This window comes from Massilia sp. WG5 (assembly GCF_001412595.2).
GTDB lineage: Bacteria > Pseudomonadota > Gammaproteobacteria > Burkholderiales > Burkholderiaceae_D > Telluria.
This window is the reverse complement of the sequence record NZ_CP012640.2, coordinates 3,693,052-3,709,896: the sequence shown is the minus strand read 5'-3', so window position 1 is coordinate 3,709,896 and position 16,845 is coordinate 3,693,052. Positions and strand designations below refer to the sequence as shown.

Below are 16,845 nucleotides of genomic sequence, written 5' to 3'. Positions count from 1 at the left end.
ATTGTTGGCTGTTATTTCCTTAAAAGGACATCCTATGCCTACTCCACCCGTTCAAGATGCACGAAAGTTTTTCATGCTTCCGCAAGGATACGAAGGCGGCGGTTACTACACCTACGGCACTCCCGATCAGGGACGCAGCCAGTATGCGCATCCACGGCTGATGACGCTGATCGGGTTGGTAGCCGAGGCATGGGCGGCGATCGACGAGCGAAAATTCGGAGTCGGCAATATCAGCCTGGCAGATGGCGTCAAGCATCCCGATCACGCGACCCATCGCAGTGGCCTCGAGGTCGACGTCCGACCTGTGCGCAAGGACGGTCGTCGTCTACCCTGTTCCATCCATGATGCCCAGTACGACAGGGAAGCCACGACAAAATTGATCGCCCTCTTCAGGAAAAACGCGGCGCTGAAAGTCGTATTGTTCAACGATCTGGCGATCCCGCACGTCACTCCTGCCAAGGGCCATCACGACCATTTTCATATCCAACTTTTGGGAGCGAAATGATGAAAAAAGCTGCTGTCGTTTTTACCCTGATGCTCGGTGCAGCAGCGGCGGCCATTGGCGCCGACCAGGCGCTCGGGGAACATCGCAAACTCGAGGGCGTCTACCGCATCTATGGCGGGGGATTAGGCGATCCGGTGGCGCCGACCGCGAAAGACAAGAAAGTGATGTTTTCCATCGCCGGCGGGGCAGCCCGCGAGCTGTTCGACGCACTCGGTCCGGACAAAAAGGACGTATGCACTGCAGGCAGCGGAACGCGGGTACGCGCGAAGGATGACGACAAGCTGTTCTGCATGCGGTCCGCTGAAGGGGAGTACTCGTGCAATTTCGGCTTCGACCTGCGCAGCGGGAAGAGTATTGGCGGGATTGTCTGCTGACGATGCCTCTCAAACGTGCTTGTAGAAGAAAGTCGTAGCACACAGCGCGCCATCCGGCATGAAGGCATAATCCGGCACCACGCCAACGCGCCGCCAGCCCAGGCGTTCATATAAGCGCTCGGCGGTCTCGCTGGCCGTGTCGAGCACCAGTACGCGCCTGCCCTGCCCGCGCGCCGCCGCTTCCACCGCTTCCATCAGCTGCCGGCCGATCCCGGCGCCGCGGGCGCGCCGGTGCACCAGCAGCTTGGCGACGTCGGCGCGGTGCGGCTGGTTTTCCGGCATGTCCGTGATCAGCTGGACGGTGCCGACGATGCCGTCCCGATCCTCGGCCACCAGCAACGTGCGCTCGCCGCGGGCGATGCTGTCGGCGACCTTGTGCCAGAAGCGCAGCGCGGTCTCGCGCGCCATCGGCAGCATGAAGCTCACCGAGGCGCCGCCCTCGACGCAATCGAGCAGCACGTCGGCCAGCCGGTCGATGCGTTCCCTGGCTTCATCGGCGCCCAGCAGGCGTACGGCGACATCGTTCCTCATGCCTCTCTCCTCGGTGGTTTGTGGGCTTGCGTGACCAGCGCGACCAGGTAGCGCGCCGGCTGGCCGCTCGGGTTGTGATAGGTAATCGGCTGGTCGAGGCGCATGGCCAGGCAGTCGCCCTGGTCGAGCGTCCACAGCGTCTCGCCGACCGTGACGTCCATCGTCCCCTCGATGATCCAGACCTGCTGGTGGACGTCGACGTCGCGCGCGCTGGTCTCGTAGGCGACGCGCTGGCCGGGCGGGAAGCTGACCTCGACCAGCTGGATCGGCGAGTAGACAGCGGGCGACAGGTTGCGGCGCACGTAGCCGGAGCCCGGGTCGGTCCAGACCGGCTGGCCCTTCGCGCGCGAAACCGGGGACGGCATATCTTGCGCCGGCTTCTCGAACAGCGAGGCGACCGTCACACCGAGGGCCGCGCTCAATTTATCGAGGACGGTGGCGGTGGCGCTGCTCTCGCCGCGTTCGATCAGCGAGATGTTGGATTTGCTGACGCCGCTGCGCTCGGCCAGGGCGGCGAGCGACAGGCCCTGGGCGTCGCGCAGTTCGCGCAGGCGTTGGGCGATGAGGTGGTTGATATCCATGGCGTCCAGTATATAGGAATTTATTGTCCTGTAAACTGGATATGCCAAGACTTAAATCATCTGATCGATGAGCTCTTCAGTGGACATCACTTGGGCATATTCGCCATGCAGGTTGGCGAGCGCCATCAAATGCACCTCTTCGGCAGTCCGCAGGGTGCCGCCGAAATCCTGCTTTTCGAAGCTGAAGCAGGCATCGGCGACGACCACCGCCGCAAAGCCCAGGTTGCCGGCCGTACGCGCGCTCGCCTCCACCGAATTGTTGGTGCTCACACCAACGATCACCAGTTGCCGGATACCGCGCGCATGCAGCCAGCGTTCGAGGCCGGTATTGATGAACGCATCGGGGACGTTCTTTTCGACGACGTGTTCGTGCGCCAGCGGCATGAATCGCTCCTGGAACTCGACGCCACTCTGGCCGGGTGCGAATACCGACGCCGGGGAACGGCTGATGTGGCGCACGCTGATCACGGGCCATGCCGCGGCGCGCCAGGCGGTATGCAGACGGGCGATGTTGTCTTCTGCGGCCGGGTTGTTCCTAGGTGGAAGGGCGCTGCCCTGCATACCCTTCTGCATGTCGATGATGATCAGTGCGGTTTGTTCAGCCATGTTTGCCGTTCGGGGTTCTTTGCTCAACGTTAGCATCTTTGCGCATGACTTTGCCCTGTCGCTGCTGACAGGTAGGCGTGCTGACAGACATAAAAAAACGGCACCCTCAGGTGCCGTTTTCATTAGCTTATTCAGCTAAGGCTGGAGCAAGAATCACTCGCCATCGCCATGATGCTGCTCGATCGAAGCCGCAGCCTGCTGCTGGTCTTCCATCGCCTGCAGTTCGGCAGCCATGTTGGCCTTCTCCTGCTGCAGCAGCTGCTGGCGCTCTTCCGCTTCCCACGCTTCTTTTTCCTTGCGGGCGCGGTGGAAGGCCAGGCCGGTACCGCCAGGGATCAGGCGGCCGACGATGACGTTTTCCTTCAGGCCGCGCAGACCGTCGCGCTTGCCCATGATCGCCGCTTCGGTCAGCACGCGGGTGGTTTCCTGGAACGATGCGGCCGAGATGAACGAGTCGGTCGACAGCGATGCCTTGGTAATACCCAGCAGGACGTTCTCGTAGGTCGCCGGCAGCTTGCCCGCGGCTTCGATACGGTCGTTCGCTTCCAGCAGTTCCGAACGCTCGACCTGCTCGCCGACGATGTAGTCGGTGTCGCCGGCTTCGACGATCTGGACACGGCGCAGCATCTGGCGAACGATCACCTCGATGTGCTTGTCGTTGATCTTCACGCCCTGCAGACGGTACACGTCCTGCACTTCGTCGACGATGTAGCGGGCCAACGCTTCGATACCCAGCAGGCGCAGGATGTCTTGCGGATCGGCCGGGCCGTCCACGATCATCTCGCCCTTGTTCACCACCTGGCCGTCGTGCACCAGCACTTGCTTGTCCTTGGTAATCAGGAACTCGTGCTTGTTGCCGTCCATGTCGGTGATTTCCAGGCGCTGCTTGCCCTTGGTCTCTTTACCGAAGGCGACCGTACCGGTGACTTCCGCCAGCATGCCGGCATCTTTCGGCGAACGGGCTTCGAACAGCTCGGCAACGCGCGGCAGACCACCGGTAATGTCACGGGTCTTCTGCGACTCGGTCGGGATACGTGCAAGCACTTCACCCACCGACGCCTGCTGGCCGTCCTTGACCATGATCAGCGCGCCGACCTGGAAGCCGATCGTCACGGCGTGCTCGGTGCCGGCGATCTTCACTTCCTGGCCTTCTTCGTTCAGCAGCTTGACCTGCGGACGCAGGGTCTTGCCCGAACCGCGGCGCTTCGGATCGATCGCCACCAGGGTCGACAGGCCGGTCACTTCGTCCACCTGGCGAGCGACGGTGACGCCCTCTTCCACGTTTTCGAACTTGATCGTGCCGCCGTATTCCGTGATGATCGGACGGGTCAGCGGATCCCAGGTTGCTAGCGGCAGGCCGGCTTTCACCACCATGCCGTCATGCACCGCCAGGGTCGCGCCGTACGGCACCTTGTGACGCTCGCGCTCGCGGCCGTGGTCGTCCGTGATCAGCACTTCGCCGGAACGCGAAATGACGATCTGGGCGCCCTTGCCGTTGGTGACGTAACGCATGGTCGCGGTGAAGCGGACCGTACCGTTCGACTTGGCTTCGACCGACGATGCCACTGCCGCACGCGATGCCGCACCACCGATGTGGAAGGTACGCATGGTCAGCTGGGTACCCGGCTCACCGATCGACTGTGCAGCGACCACACCGACGGCTTCGCCGCTGTTCACCAGCAGGCCGCGGCCCAGGTCACGGCCGTAGCACTTCGCGCACAGGCCATAACGGGTGTCGCAGTTCAGCGGGGTGCGGACCTTCACTTCGTCGATACCGACGCGCTCGATCTCTTCGACCATGTCTTCATCCAGCAGCGTGCCGGCTTCGAACAGGGTTTCCTGGGTTTCCGGGTTGACGATGTCGGTACCCGCGACACGGCCGAGGATACGGTCGCGCAGCGGCTCGATCACTTCACCGCCTTCGACCATCGCCTTCATGTGCGTGCCGTTGGTGGTGCCGCAATCGTCCTCGATCACCACCAGATCCTGGGTCACGTCGACCAGGCGGCGGGTCAGGTAACCCGAGTTCGCGGTCTTCAGCGCGGTGTCGGCCAGACCCTTACGGGCGCCGTGCGTCGAGATGAAGTACTGCAGAACGTTCAGGCCTTCGCGGAAGTTCGCGGTAATCGGCGTTTCGATAATCGAACCGTCCGGCTTCGCCATCAGGCCTCGCATACCGGCCAGCTGACGGATCTGGGCTGCCGAACCACGGGCGCCCGAGTCGGCCATCATGTAAATCGCGTTGAACGATTCCTGGGTGCCGTGGGTGCCGTCGCGCTTGACGACCGGTTCCACCTTCAGCTGGTCCATCATCGCCTTGCCGACTTCGTCCGAGGTCTTGCCCCAGATGTCGACGACCTTGTTGTAACGCTCGCCGGCGGTGACCAGACCCGAAGCGTACTGCTGCTCGATCTGCTTCACTTCCGCTTCGGCGGTCGCGATCATGGACTTCTTGACGTCCGGGATCAGCATGTCGTCCACGGCGATCGAGATACCGGCGCGGGTCGCCAGGCGGAAGCCCGACTGCATCAGCTTGTCGGCAAACACGACGGTCGCACGCAGGCCGCACTTGCGGAACGACGTGTTGATCAGCTTCGAGATCTCTTTCTTCTTCAGCGCGCGGTTCAGCACCGAGAACGGCAGGCCTTTCGGCAGGATCTCGGACAGGATCGCACGGCCGACCGTGGTCTCGTAGCGGGTCAGGGTCTGGTCGAAACCGCCCTGCTCGTTCTTCGGGAACTCGACGATACGCACGGTGATGCGGGTCGCCAGTTCGACTTCCTTGTTGTCGTACGCGCGGAGGACTTCCGACACGTCCGGGAACAGCATGCCCTCGCCCTTGGCGTTGATCGCTTCGCGGGTCGCGTAGTACAGACCCAGCACGATATCCTGCGACGGGACGATCGACGGCTCGCCGTTCGACGGGAACAGGATGTTGTTCGAGGCCAGCATCAGGGTGCGGGCTTCCATCTGCGCTTCGATCGACAGCGGGACGTGGACTGCCATCTGGTCACCGTCGAAGTCGGCGTTGAACGCCGCGCAGACCAGCGGGTGCAGCTGGATCGCCTTGCCTTCGATCAGCACCGGCTCGAACGCCTGGATACCCAGACGGTGCAGGGTCGGCGCACGGTTCAGCATGACCGGGTGCTCTTTGATGACTTCTTCCAGGATGTCCCAGACCACCGGTTCCTGCTGCTCGACCAGCTTCTTCGCAGCCTTGATGGTGGTCGCGAGACCCATCAGTTCCAGCTTGTTGAAGATGAAGGGCTTGAACAGTTCCAGGGCCATCAGCTTCGGCAGGCCGCACTGGTGCAGTTTCAGCTGCGGACCCACCACGATGACCGAACGGCCCGAGTAGTCGACGCGCTTGCCCAGCAGGTTCTGACGGAAGCGGCCGCCCTTACCCTTGATCATTTCAGCCAGCGACTTCAGCGGACGCTTGTTGGCGCCGGTCATCGCTTTGCCGCGACGGCCGTTGTCCAGCAGCGAGTCCACCGCTTCCTGCAGCATGCGCTTCTCGTTACGCGTAATGATTTCCGGCGCGCGCAGTTCCATCAGGCGCTTCAGGCGGTTATTACGGTTGATGACGCGGCGATACAGGTCGTTCAGGTCGGAGGTCGCGAAACGGCCGCCGTCCAGCGGGACGAGCGGACGCAGCTCCGGCGGCAGGACCGGGAGCACTTCCATGATCATCCAGTCCGGCTTGATGCCCGAACGCTGGAATGCCTCGAGCACTTTCAGGCGCTTGGCGTATTTCTTGATCTTCGCTTCCGACTTCGACTCTTTCAGTTCGACGCGCAGCGCTTCGGCTTCGCGGTCGATGTCGATCGAGCGCAGCAGTTCACGGATGCCTTCGGCGCCCATGAATGCGGTGAAGTCGTCGCCGTACTCTTCGTACTTGGCGGCGTAGTCGTCTTCCGACATGATCTGGCACTTCTTCAGCGGGGTCATGCCCGGATCGGTCACGACGTATGCTTCGAAGTACAGGACGCGCTCGATGTCGCGCAGGGTCATGTCCAGGACCATGCCCAGACGCGACGGCAGCGACTTCAGGAACCAGATGTGCGCGACCGGCGAGGCCAGCTCGATGTGGCCCATGCGCTCACGGCGCACTTTCGCCAGGGTGACTTCGACGCCGCACTTCTCGCAGATGACGCCGCGGTGCTTCAGGCGCTTGTACTTGCCGCACAGGCATTCGTAGTCCTTGATCGGACCAAAGATCTTGGCGCAGAACAGGCCGTCACGCTCCGGCTTGAACGTACGGTAGTTGATGGTCTCCGGCTTCTTGACTTCGCCGTACGACCACGAACGGATTTTCTCGGGCGACGCCAGGCCAATCTTGATGGCGTCGAAGCTCTCGTTTTGCTGAACTTGCTTGAATAGATCGAGCAGTGCTTTCATTTATCACTCCGGGTGATTGAATTCTTTACTTCAGTCGTCGTTCCCGCGGAGGCGGGAACCCAAGTACTTGGACCCCCGCCTTCGCGGGGGCGACGGGGTACTGGCTCTTAGCTGCGCTCGAGGTCGATGTCGATACCCAGCGAACGGATCTCTTTCACCAGCACGTTGAACGATTCCGGCATACCTGCGTCGATCACGTGGTCGCCCTTGACCAGGTTCTCGTACACCTTGGTACGGCCGTTCACGTCGTCCGACTTCACGGTCAGCATTTCCTGCAGCACGTACGACGCGCCGTAGGCTTCCAGTGCCCACACCTCCATCTCACCGAAGCGCTGGCCACCGAACTGCGCCTTGCCGCCCAGCGGCTGCTGGGTCACCAGCGAGTACGGGCCGGTCGAACGGGCGTGCATCTTGTCGTCGACCAGGTGGTGCAGCTTCAGCATGTGCATGAAGCCGACGGTGACCTTGCGCTCGAATGCTTCGCCGGTGCGGCCGTCGTACATCGTGACCTGGTTCTTCGACGGGGTCATGCCCAGGTGGGCAGCGATCTCGTCCGGGAACGCCAGGTCCAGCATGCGGCGGATCTCGTCTTCGTGGGCGCCGTCGAACACCGGGGTCGCGAACGGCACGCCGTTCTTCAGGTTGTGCGCCAGTTCAACGATCTCTTCATCGCTGAAGTTGTCCAGGTCTTCCTTCTTGCCGGTCTCGTTGTAGATCTTGCCCAGGAAGGCGCGCAGCTGCTCGGTCTGTGCCTTGGCCTTGATCATTTCGCCGAGACGCAGGCCCAGGCCCTTCGCCGCCCAACCGAGGTGGGTTTCGAGGATCTGACCGACGTTCATACGCGACGGGACGCCCAGCGGGTTCAGCACGACGTCGGCCGGGGTACCATCGGCCATGAACGGCATGTCTTCCACCGGCACGATACGCGAGACCACACCCTTGTTACCGTGGCGGCCCGCCATCTTGTCGCCCGACTGCAGGCGGCGCTTGACGGCCAGGTAGACCTTGACCATCTTCTGCACGCCCGGCTGCAGCTCGTCGCCCTGGGTCAGCTTCTTGCGCTTCTCTTCGAAGGCCAGGTCGAACTGGTGACGCTTCTCGTTGATCGACTCCTTCATCGCCTCCAGTGCGTTGGCGGTTTCGTCGTCGGCCGGACGGATGTCGAACCAGTGGAACTTGTCCAGATCAGCCAGGTATTCCTTGGTGATCACGGCGCCCTTGGACAGCTTCTTCGGACCGCCGTTCACGGTCTTGTTGACCAGCAGGCGTTCCAGACGCTGGAAGGCGTCGCCTTCGACGATGCGCAGCTGGTCGTTCAGGTCCAGGCGGAAGCGCTTCAGCTCGTCGTCGATGATCTGCTGGGCGCGCTTGTCGCGGACGATGCCTTCACGGGTGAAGACTTGCACGTCGATCACGGTACCGACCATGCCCGACGGCACGCGCAGCGAGGTGTCCTTCACGTCGGACGCTTTTTCGCCGAAGATCGCGCGCAGCAGCTTCTCTTCCGGGGTCAGCTGGGTCTCGCCTTTCGGGGTGACCTTACCGACCAGCACGTCGCCGGCCTGCACTTCGGCGCCGATGTAGACGATGCCCGACTCGTCCAGGCGAGCCAGCTGGTTCTCCGCCAGGTTCGAGATGTCGCGGGTGATTTCTTCAGGGCCCAGCTTGGTGTCGCGGGCAACCACCGACAGTTCCTCGATGTGGATCGAGGTGTAGCGGTCGTCCTTGACGACATTCTCCGAGATGAGGATCGAGTCCTCGAAGTTCAAGCCGTTCCACGGCATGAACGCCACCAGCATGTTCTGGCCCAGTGCCAGTTCGCCCAGGTCGGTCGATGCGCCGTCGGCGATGACGTCGCCGCGCGCGACGCGGTCGCCCACTTTCACGATCGGACGCTGGTTGATGTTGGTGTTCTGGTTCGAACGGGTGTACTTGATCAGGTTGTAGATGTCCACACCGACTTCGCCGGCTTGCGCCTCGTCGTCGTTCACGCGGATCACCACACGGCCGGCGTCGACGTAGTCGACCAGGCCGCCACGGGTGGCCTGCACGGTGGTGCCCGAGTCGACCGCCACGGTGCGCTCGATGCCGGTACCGACGAAGGCTTTTTCCGGACGCAGGCAAGGCACGGCCTGGCGCTGCATGTTGGCGCCCATCAGTGCACGGTTCGCGTCATCGTGCTCGAGGAACGGAATCAGCGACGCTGCCACCGACACGACCTGGCCCGGGGCCACGTCCATGTACTGGATGCGTTCCGGCGAGACCAGGATGGTTTCACCGGCTTCACGCGCCGACACCAGTTCGTCGACCAGCTGGCCTTCCGCGTTGATCGCGGCGTTTGCCTGGGCGATGATGTAGCGGCCTTCTTCGATCGCCGACAGGTATTCGATCTTGTCGGTGACTTTCGAACCGTCGACCTTGCGGTACGGGGTTTCCAGGAAGCCGTATTCGTTCAGGCGGGCGTACAGTGCCAGCGAGTTGATCAGGCCGATGTTCGGGCCTTCAGGCGTTTCGATCGGGCACACGCGGCCGTAGTGGGTCGGGTGCACGTCGCGCACTTCGAAGCCGGCGCGTTCGCGGGTCAGGCCGCCCGGGCCCAGTGCGGAAACACGGCGCTTGTGCGTGATTTCCGACAGCGGGTTGGTCTGGTCCATGAACTGCGACAGCTGCGACGAACCGAAGAATTCGCGGATCGCGGCCGAGATCGGCTTGCTGTTGATCAGGTCGTGCGGCATCAGGTTGTCGGCTTCGGCCTGGCCCAGGCGCTCCTTGACGGCGCGCTCGACGCGCACGAGGCCGGCGCGGAACTGGTTTTCGGCCAGTTCGCCCACGCAGCGCACGCGGCGGTTACCCAGGTGGTCGATGTCGTCGACTTCGCCGCGGCCATTGCGCAGCTCGACCAGGATCTTGATCACGGCCAGGATGTCTTCGTTCGACAGCGTCATGTCGCCGACCAGTTCGTCACGGCCGATGCGGCGGTTGAACTTCATGCGGCCGACGGCCGACAGGTCGTAGCGTTCCGGCATGTAGAACAGGCCGTTGAACAGCGCTTCGACCGATTCTTCGGTCGGCGGCTCGCCAGGACGCATCATGCGGTAGATCGCCACGCGTGCGGCGGTCTGGTCGGCGGTGTCGTCGGTACGCAGGGTCTGCGAGATGTAGGCGCCCTGGTCCAGGTCGTTGGTGTACAGGGTCTGGATCGCCGAAATGTTGGCGTCGCGCAGCTTGCCCAGCAGCTCGTCGGTCAGCTCGTCGTTGGCGCTGGCGATGATCTCGCCGGTGTCGCCGTCGACCACGTTGGTGGCCAGCACGCGGCCGACCAGGTAGTCTTCCGGCACCGAGATATAGGTGATGCCGGCGGCTTCGATGTCACGCACGTGCTTGGCGTTGATGCGCTTGTCCTTCTGCACCAGGGTCTTGCCCGACTTCGGATCGACGATGTCGAAGCGCGCGACTTCGCCGCGCAGGCGCTCGGCCACGAATTCCAGCTCCGCGCCTTCCGAGCGCAGGTTGAAGTTATCGAACACGAAGAAGTTGGCGAGGATCTGCTCCGGCGTCATGCCGATGGCTTTCAGCAGGATCGTCACCGGCATCTTGCGGCGGCGGTCGACGCGGAAGAACAGGATGTCCTTCGGGTCGAACTCGAAGTCCAGCCACGAGCCACGGTAAGGAATGATACGTGCCGAGAACAGCAGCTTGCCCGAGGAGTGGGTCTTGCCGCGGTCGTGCTCGAAGAACACGCCCGGCGAGCGGTGCAGCTGCGAGACGATCACGCGCTCGGTACCGTTGATCACGAACGAGCCGTTGGCGGTCATGAGCGGCAGTTCGCCCATGTACACTTCCTGTTCCTTCATTTCCTTCACGACCGGCTTGGTCGGGGATTCCTTGTCCAGGATCACCAGGCGCACCTTGGCGCGCAGCGGCGACGCGAAGGTCAGACCGCGTTGTTGGCATTCCTTGACGTCGAAAGCGGGGTCACCCAGCACGTATGAGAGGAACTCGAGGCGCGCAAAACCGTTGTGCGACACGATCGGGAAGATGGAGCTGAAGGCCGACTGCAGGCCTTCATTCTTGCGCACGGAAGGGGTTGCGTCCGCTTGCAGGAAATTCTCGTAGGACTCCAGCTGAGTAGCCAGGAGATAGGGAACGTTGTGAACGTTGGCGCGCTTCGCGAACGACTTGCGAATGCGTTTCTTCTCAGTAAATGAGTAGTGCATGGACACTCCGTGAGTGACAGAAAGGGATGAGACTTCAGGAATTGCCAGTGGCGAGGGCACCACATGCAAGGCCTCAAAACTCGTCACGCTCCGCCTGATGATTAAAGACAGCCGGTACTGCTGTGTTACGATTACTGCGTACTGCTAGTGTTACGATGGCCTGCCGGGGTGACGCATGTTTGTCGCAGGGACGACAAAAGAGCCAAAGCCGCATACCCCACCTTCCGGTGGGGGTCTGCAAGCTTTGACTCCGGCTCGGGGCGTCGCAAGCGGCGCCCTTTGCATATGTATTACTTGAGCTCGGCCTTGGCGCCAGCTTCTTCCAGCTTCTTCTTAGCGGCTTCAGCGTCAGCTTTCGGCAGGGCTTCCTTGACGGTCTTCGGTGCGCCGTCGACCAAGTCCTTGGCTTCTTTCAGGCCCAGACCGGTGATTTCGCGGACGGCCTTGATGACGCCGACCTTGTTCGCGCCGACTTCAGCCAGCACGACGTTGAATTCGGTCTGCTCTTCAGCTGCCGGAGCAGCTGCGCCGCCGCCAGCTGCCGGTGCTGCCATAGCAGCTGCCGACACGCCGAACTTCTCTTCGAATGCCTTGACCAGGTCGTTCAGTTCCATGACCGACATTGCGCCAACTGCGTCCAGGAACTCTTCTTTGCTAATTGCCATTTGAAACTCCAAATATTTAGTGTGTGATTAGTACTTGAGCAAAAAGGCCAGGGCTTATTCAGCCGCTGCCGGTTCCGCTGCGGCTTCTGCCGGAGCTGCGGAACCTTCGCCTTTTTGTGCTGCCACGGCAGCCAGAACTCGTGCAAAGCCGGAAACCGGAGCCTGCATGACACCCAGCAGCTGGGCGATGAGGACTTCACGGCTCGGGATGCTTGCCAGCGCGTTGACGCCAGCGACATCCAGGTTCTTGCCAGCGTAGTTACCACCCTTGACCACGAGCTTGTCGTTGGTCTTGGAGAAGTCGCTGAGCACCTTGGCGGCAGCCACGGCGTCGTCCGAGATCGAGTAGATCAGCGGACCAACCATGGTGTCGGCCAGGGATGCGAACTGGGTGCCTTCCACAGCGCGGCGAGCCAGCGTGTTCTTCAGAACACGCAGGTACACGCCCTGCGAACGAGCATTTGCACGGAGTTTCGTCAGAGCACTAACCTGGATGCCACGGTACTCGGCGACGACGATGGTTTGCGCAGTTGCTACTTTTGCGCTAACTTCTTCGACGACGACCTTTTTGTCATTCAGATTAAGACCCACGGTCAATCTCCTTAAATGATGTGAGGGACATCCCCCGCATCGGTTCGAACACGGCGTCCGAAGTTAAGAAGTACGACATAGCATCGACTACAAAACTTGTTCGGGTTCGCCATCTGCGTTGGGTGATGTATTAACCTCCTGCCTTGCCCGGAACAGCGGCTGCATTCGGCCCAACGGTCTTTGATTGCCTGGCGGGTTGCCCCGCCAGCCCAAAGATCTGCCCCACGGTGTTTTGCAGGGACTAAATTCTAAACTTGACCCCCCGCCTGCGCGGGGGCGACGACAAGACCGCCGTATTAAGCAGCCAGGCTACCGTGATCGACACGGATGCCAGCGCCCATGGTCGACGACAGGGCAACCTTGCGCAGGTAGATGCCCTTCGACGATGCCGGCTTGGCCTTGTTCAGGGCGTCGATCAGCGCGACCAGGTTGGTCTTCAGCTGTTCGTCCGAGAACGACTTGCGGCCGATGGTGGCGTGAACGATACCAGCCTTGTCGGTACGGTACTGAACCTGACCAGCCTTGGCGTTCTTGACGGCGGTGGCGACGTCCGGGGTCACGGTGCCGACCTTCGGGTTCGGCATCAGGCCGCGCGGGCCCAGGATCTGACCCAGGGTACCGACGATACGCATGGTGTCCGGCGAAGCGATCACGATGTCGAACGGCATGTCGCCGGCCTTCACGCGCTCTGCCAGGTCTTCCATGCCAACGATGTCGGCGCCGGCGGCTTTAGCCTGCTCGGCCTTGTCACCCTGTGCGAACACAGCGACGCGGACGGTCTTGCCGGTACCAGCCGGCAGCACCACGGAACCGCGAACGACCTGGTCCGACTTCTTCGGGTCCACGCCCAGCTGGACGGCGACGTCGATCGACTCGTTGAACTTGGCGGTAGCGAATTCTTTGACGATTGCGACTGCGTTGTCGAAAGCGTAGACCTTGTTACGATCCACTTTGGCTTTCATTTCTTTGACGCGCTTGGACAGCTTAGCCATTTAGATACCCTCCACCGTGATGCCCATCGAACGTGCCGAGCCGGCGATGACGCGCACAGCAGCGTCCAGGTCGGCAGCGGTCAGGTCCGGCTGTTTGGTTTTAGCAATTTCTTCAGCCTGAGCACGGGTCAGGGTGCCGACCTTGTCGGTATGCGGCTTGGCCGAACCCTTGGTGACGCCCGACAGCTTCTTGATCAGGTAGGTTGCCGGCGGGGTCTTCATCTCGAAGGTGAAGGACTTGTCCGCGAAGGCGGTGATGATCACCGGAATCGGCATGCCCGGTTCCATGCCTTGGGTCTTGGCATTGAAGGCCTTGCAGAATTCCATGATGTTCAGACCGCGCTGGCCGAGGGCCGGGCCGATCGGAGGGGACGGGTTTGCTTTACCAGCCGGCACTTGCAGCTTGATAAAACCGATGATTTTCTTTGCCATGATGGCTCCTAATCTCTCGATTGAGTGGTAGCGCTCCACCTGTACCACTTATCAGGCGGAGCTCCTCTTACCGGATTCCGCCTTGCTGCTGCGACGCTCCGATTCAGCGTTGTTAGACTTTCTCTACCTGCCCGAACTCCAGTTCCACCGGAGTTGCGCGGCCGAAGATGGTGACTGTGACACGCACCTTCGATTTTTCGTAGTTGACTTCCTCGACGTTGCCGTTGAAGTCGGTGAACGGGCCTTCCTTGATCCGCACCTGCTCGCCCACTTCGTACAGCACCTTGGGCCGCGGCTTTTCGACGCCTTCCTGGACCTGCTGCATGATCTTGTCGATTTCGCGGGCCGGGATCGGGGTCGGCTTGTTGCTCTTGCCGCCGATGAAGCCGGTGACTTTCGGCGTGTTCTTCACGAGGTGCCAGGACTCGTCGGTCATTTCCATCTCGACCAGCACATAACCCGGGAAGAAGCGGCGCTCGGACACCGATTTGCTGCCGTTCTTGACCTCGACCACTTCTTCGGTCGGGACCAGGATCTGGCCGAACTGTTCCTGCATGCCGGCACGCTCGATGCGTTCGGTCAGGCCGCGCATCACGCTCTTTTCCATGCCCGAGTAGACATGCACGACGTACCAGCGCTTGTTGCTGACCGGAGTACTCAGCGGCGCACCAGCGTCTTGTGCCGGAACGCCGGCCGCCGGGACTTCACCCGGCACGTTGTCAGCGTTTTCGCTCATTATTGTTTCCACCCCAGAATTACGTCGTACATCAGGAATTCAAGAATCTTATCCGTGCCCCACAGGAAAATCGCCATCACCAGCACGAAGCCGAAGACGACGGCCGTGATCTGGGTAGCTTCCTTGCGGGTGGGCCAAACAACCTTCTTCGTCTCACGCACGGACTCCTTGGCGAAGCCCAGAAAGTCGCGTCCGGTAGCGGAGGTCCACAAGAGCAGGACAGCAACGGCCAAACCAGCCACGAGTGCGCCTGCGCACACCAGAGCTGGTTTGTTCTGGCCCTTCAGAATGAAGAAGCCAACCACGCCTGCAATCGTAGCAACCACTGCCAGCGCAACCTTGAACTTGTCGTTCGAGGTGCTGACGGTTTGCACGGATTGATTAGACATACTTAATTTACTTTCGGGTGCCTAGCACCGAATTCGGTGGCAGGGGAGGAGGGAATCGAACCCGCGACCTTCGGTTTTGGAGACCGACGCTCTGCCAATTGAGCTACTCCCCTACATAAACTTCTAGCTGAATCGAGCATTATACGCGGTGCGGGTGCACCGCGCAACACTCTGTTGTTGGGAGGAACAGAAACGTTCCTCCCGGAGGTACATCTGTTACTTAGGCGATGATCTTGGCAACCACGCCGGCGCCGACGGTACGGCCGCCTTCGCGGATTGCGAAGCGCAGACCTTCTTCCATCGCGATCGGGGCGATCAGCTTGACGGTGATCGACACGTTATCGCCCGGCATCACCATTTCTTTGTCGGCCGGCAGAACGATCGAGCCGGTCACGTCGGTGGTGCGGAAGTAGAACTGCGGACGGTAGTTGTTGAAGAACGGGGTGTGACGACCACCTTCGTCCTTCGACAGCACGTACACTTCGCCGGTGAAGTCGGTGTGCGGCTTGATCGAGCCCGGCTTGGCCAGAACCTGGCCACGCTGGACGTCTTCACGCTTGGTGCCGCGCAGCAGCAGGCCGACGTTGTCGCCAGCTTGACCCTGGTCCAGCAGCTTGCGGAACATTTCCACGCCGGTGCAGGTGGTCTTCACGGTGTCGACGATACCGATGATCTCGATCTCTTCGCCGACCTTGATGATGCCGCGCTCGACACGACCGGTCACCACGGTACCGCGGCCCGAGATCGAGAACACGTCTTCCACCGGCATCAGGAAAGCGCCGTCAACGGCACGTTCCGGGGTCGGGATGTAGGTGTCCAGCGCTTCGGCCAGACGGATGATGCAGTCTTCGCCCATTTCGCCGGCAGCACCTTCCAGTGCCATACGAGCCGAACCCTTGATGATCGGCAGATCGTCGCCCGGGAACTCGTACTTCGACAGCAGCTCGCGCACTTCCATTTCGACCAGTTCCAGCAGTTCTGCGTCGTCGACCAGGTCGCACTTGTTCAGGAACACGATGATGTACGGAACGCCAACCTGACGCGCCAGCAGGATGTGCTCGCGGGTCTGCGGCATCGGGCCGTCAGCGGCCGAGCACACCAGGATCGCGCCGTCCATCTGGGCAGCACCGGTAATCATGTTCTTGATGTAGTCGGCGTGGCCCGGGCAGTCAACGTGAGCGTAGTGACGGTTTGCGGTCTCGTACTCGACGTGCGCGGTGTTGATGGTGATGCCGCGTGCCTTTTCTTCCGGAGCCGCGTCGATCTGATCGTAGGCCTTGGCTTCGCCGCCGAATTTCTTCGACAGGACGGTTGCGATTGCAGCCGTCAGGGTGGTTTTGCCGTGGTCAACGTGACCAATGGTGCCGACGTTGACGTGCGGCTTGGTCCGTTCGAATTTTTCCTTTGCCATTCTTGACTCCTAAGATCCTAACGATGTTTGAAATTACCAGGCACGTCTGACGGTCGGGTACAGCTGACTGCCGTTTTAAATTCTGGTGCCCTTGACGTGGATTGAACACGTGGCCTCTCCCTTACCAAGGGAGTGCTCTACCACTGAGCTACAAGGGCTTATTTGAAACTGGAGCGGGTGAAGGGAATCGAACCCTCGTCATAAGCTTGGAAGGCTTCAGCTCTACCATTGAGCTACACCCGCACGAGGCACTTCTCAACTCAACTTCGATTCGACTTCACGATCAACGCATTTGGTGGTGGGGGCTGGATTCGAACCAGCGTACTCAGAGAGGGCAGATTTACAGTCTGCTGCCTTTAACCACTCGGCCACCCCACCGCGAAGAACCGCAGAGTATGAAGCACGGACAAACTA

At 61.3% G+C, this 16,845-nt stretch carries 14 protein-coding genes and 4 tRNA genes; 2 read left to right on the top strand and 16 right to left on the bottom strand.

The window, feature by feature from the left end; translation table 11 throughout:
* Positions 1–34 precede the first annotated feature (34 nt).
* Complete coding sequence (locus tag AM586_RS16580) at positions 35–505, top strand: penicillin-insensitive murein endopeptidase (RefSeq protein ID WP_162600555.1); 471 nt, start codon at positions 35–37, stop codon at positions 503–505.
* Positions 502–879 carry a hypothetical protein gene (locus AM586_RS16575; RefSeq protein ID WP_156328252.1) on the top strand — a complete coding sequence of 126 codons (378 nt, stop codon included), beginning with the start codon at positions 502–504 and terminating at the stop codon, positions 877–879. Before AM586_RS16580 ends, AM586_RS16575 begins: the two co-directional genes overlap by 4 nt.
* Positions 880–888: 9 nt before the next feature.
* Here the strand turns inward: AM586_RS16575 and AM586_RS16570 are convergent, their stop codons facing one another.
* From AM586_RS16570 to AM586_RS16495, 16 genes are all read right to left on the bottom strand, one after another.
* Entirely contained in the window at positions 889–1,410 is a 522-nt protein-coding gene (locus AM586_RS16570; protein ID WP_052234149.1) for a GNAT family N-acetyltransferase, read from the bottom strand.
* Positions 1,407–1,991, bottom strand: a complete 585-nt coding sequence (locus tag AM586_RS16565; protein WP_052234150.1) for a helix-turn-helix domain-containing protein — start codon at positions 1,989–1,991, stop codon at positions 1,407–1,409. Before AM586_RS16565 ends, AM586_RS16570 begins: the two co-directional genes overlap by 4 nt.
* A gap of 51 nt (positions 1,992–2,042) precedes the next feature.
* Entirely contained in the window at positions 2,043–2,597 is a 555-nt protein-coding gene (locus AM586_RS16560) for a cysteine hydrolase family protein (RefSeq protein ID WP_052234151.1), read from the bottom strand.
* A gap of 153 nt (positions 2,598–2,750) precedes the next feature.
* Positions 2,751–6,998, bottom strand: a complete 4,248-nt coding sequence (gene rpoC, locus AM586_RS16555; RefSeq protein ID WP_052234152.1) for a DNA-directed RNA polymerase subunit beta' — start codon at positions 6,996–6,998, stop codon at positions 2,751–2,753.
* 107 nt (positions 6,999–7,105) lie between these two features.
* Positions 7,106–11,215: a DNA-directed RNA polymerase subunit beta gene (rpoB, locus tag AM586_RS16550; RefSeq protein WP_052234153.1), complete on the bottom strand. Its 4,110-nt coding sequence runs from the start codon at positions 11,213–11,215 to the stop codon at positions 7,106–7,108.
* A gap of 290 nt (positions 11,216–11,505) precedes the next feature.
* Positions 11,506–11,880 (bottom strand): 50S ribosomal protein L7/L12, encoded by a 375-nt coding sequence (gene rplL / locus AM586_RS16545; protein ID WP_052234154.1) that lies wholly within the window; start codon positions 11,878–11,880, stop codon positions 11,506–11,508.
* Between the two features lie 54 nt (positions 11,881–11,934).
* On the bottom strand, positions 11,935–12,471 hold the full coding sequence (gene rplJ, locus AM586_RS16540) for a 50S ribosomal protein L10 (RefSeq protein WP_052234155.1): 537 nt from the start codon (positions 12,469–12,471) through the stop codon (positions 11,935–11,937).
* 296 nt (positions 12,472–12,767) lie between these two features.
* Positions 12,768–13,463, bottom strand: a complete 696-nt coding sequence (rplA, locus tag AM586_RS16535; protein WP_052234156.1) for a 50S ribosomal protein L1 — start codon at positions 13,461–13,463, stop codon at positions 12,768–12,770.
* Positions 13,464–13,895 (bottom strand): 50S ribosomal protein L11, encoded by a 432-nt coding sequence (gene rplK / locus AM586_RS16530; RefSeq protein ID WP_052234157.1) that lies wholly within the window; start codon positions 13,893–13,895, stop codon positions 13,464–13,466. It abuts the gene before it with no gap.
* A 112-nt stretch (positions 13,896–14,007) separates the two neighbouring features.
* Positions 14,008–14,631 carry a transcription termination/antitermination protein NusG gene (nusG, locus tag AM586_RS16525; protein ID WP_052234158.1) on the bottom strand — a complete coding sequence of 208 codons (624 nt, stop codon included), beginning with the start codon at positions 14,629–14,631 and terminating at the stop codon, positions 14,008–14,010.
* The gene (gene secE / locus AM586_RS16520) at positions 14,631–15,020 is read right to left on the bottom strand and encodes a preprotein translocase subunit SecE (protein WP_052234159.1); all 390 of its coding nucleotides are present in this window, start codon (positions 15,018–15,020) and stop codon (positions 14,631–14,633) included. The genes nusG and secE overlap by 1 nt, the downstream gene beginning before the upstream one ends.
* A 37-nt stretch (positions 15,021–15,057) precedes the next feature.
* Positions 15,058–15,133, bottom strand: a tRNA-Trp gene (locus tag AM586_RS16515).
* 107 nt (positions 15,134–15,240) lie between these two features.
* Entirely contained in the window at positions 15,241–16,431 is a 1,191-nt protein-coding gene (tuf, locus tag AM586_RS16510) for an elongation factor Tu (protein WP_047826130.1), read from the bottom strand.
* 83 nt (positions 16,432–16,514) lie between these two features.
* Positions 16,515–16,589 (bottom strand) — tRNA-Thr (locus AM586_RS16505).
* Positions 16,590–16,600: 11 nt separating this feature from the next.
* Positions 16,601–16,674, bottom strand: a tRNA-Gly gene (locus AM586_RS16500).
* Between the two features lie 50 nt (positions 16,675–16,724).
* A tRNA-Tyr gene (locus AM586_RS16495) sits at positions 16,725–16,809 on the bottom strand.
* Positions 16,810–16,845 lie beyond the last annotated feature (36 nt).

Excerpts from the sequence above, each read along its gene's own strand:
- rplL (WP_052234154.1), bottom strand. The coding sequence starts at position 11,880 with ATGGCAATTAGCAAAGAAGAGTTCCTGGACGCAGTTGGCGCAATGTCG.
- rplK (WP_052234157.1), bottom strand. The coding sequence starts at position 13,895 with ATGGCAAAGAAAATCATCGGTTTTATCAAGCTGCAAGTGCCGGCTGGT.
- rplA (WP_052234156.1), bottom strand. The coding sequence starts at position 13,463 with ATGGCTAAGCTGTCCAAGCGCGTCAAAGAAATGAAAGCCAAAGTGGAT.
- AM586_RS16580 (WP_162600555.1), top strand. The coding sequence starts at position 35 with ATGCCTACTCCACCCGTTCAAGATGCACGAAAGTTTTTCATGCTTCCG.
- tuf (WP_047826130.1), bottom strand. The coding sequence starts at position 16,431 with ATGGCAAAGGAAAAATTCGAACGGACCAAGCCGCACGTCAACGTCGGC.
- AM586_RS16575 (WP_156328252.1), top strand. The coding sequence starts at position 502 with ATGATGAAAAAAGCTGCTGTCGTTTTTACCCTGATGCTCGGTGCAGCA.
- nusG (WP_052234158.1), bottom strand. The coding sequence starts at position 14,631 with ATGAGCGAAAACGCTGACAACGTGCCGGGTGAAGTCCCGGCGGCCGGC.
- secE (WP_052234159.1), bottom strand. The coding sequence starts at position 15,020 with ATGTCTAATCAATCCGTGCAAACCGTCAGCACCTCGAACGACAAGTTC.
- AM586_RS16565 (WP_052234150.1), bottom strand. The coding sequence starts at position 1,991 with ATGGATATCAACCACCTCATCGCCCAACGCCTGCGCGAACTGCGCGAC.
- rpoB (WP_052234153.1), bottom strand. The coding sequence starts at position 11,215 with ATGCACTACTCATTTACTGAGAAGAAACGCATTCGCAAGTCGTTCGCG.
- AM586_RS16570 (WP_052234149.1), bottom strand. The coding sequence starts at position 1,410 with ATGAGGAACGATGTCGCCGTACGCCTGCTGGGCGCCGATGAAGCCAGG.
- AM586_RS16560 (WP_052234151.1), bottom strand. The coding sequence starts at position 2,597 with ATGGCTGAACAAACCGCACTGATCATCATCGACATGCAGAAGGGTATG.
- rpoC (WP_052234152.1), bottom strand. The coding sequence starts at position 6,998 with ATGAAAGCACTGCTCGATCTATTCAAGCAAGTTCAGCAAAACGAGAGC.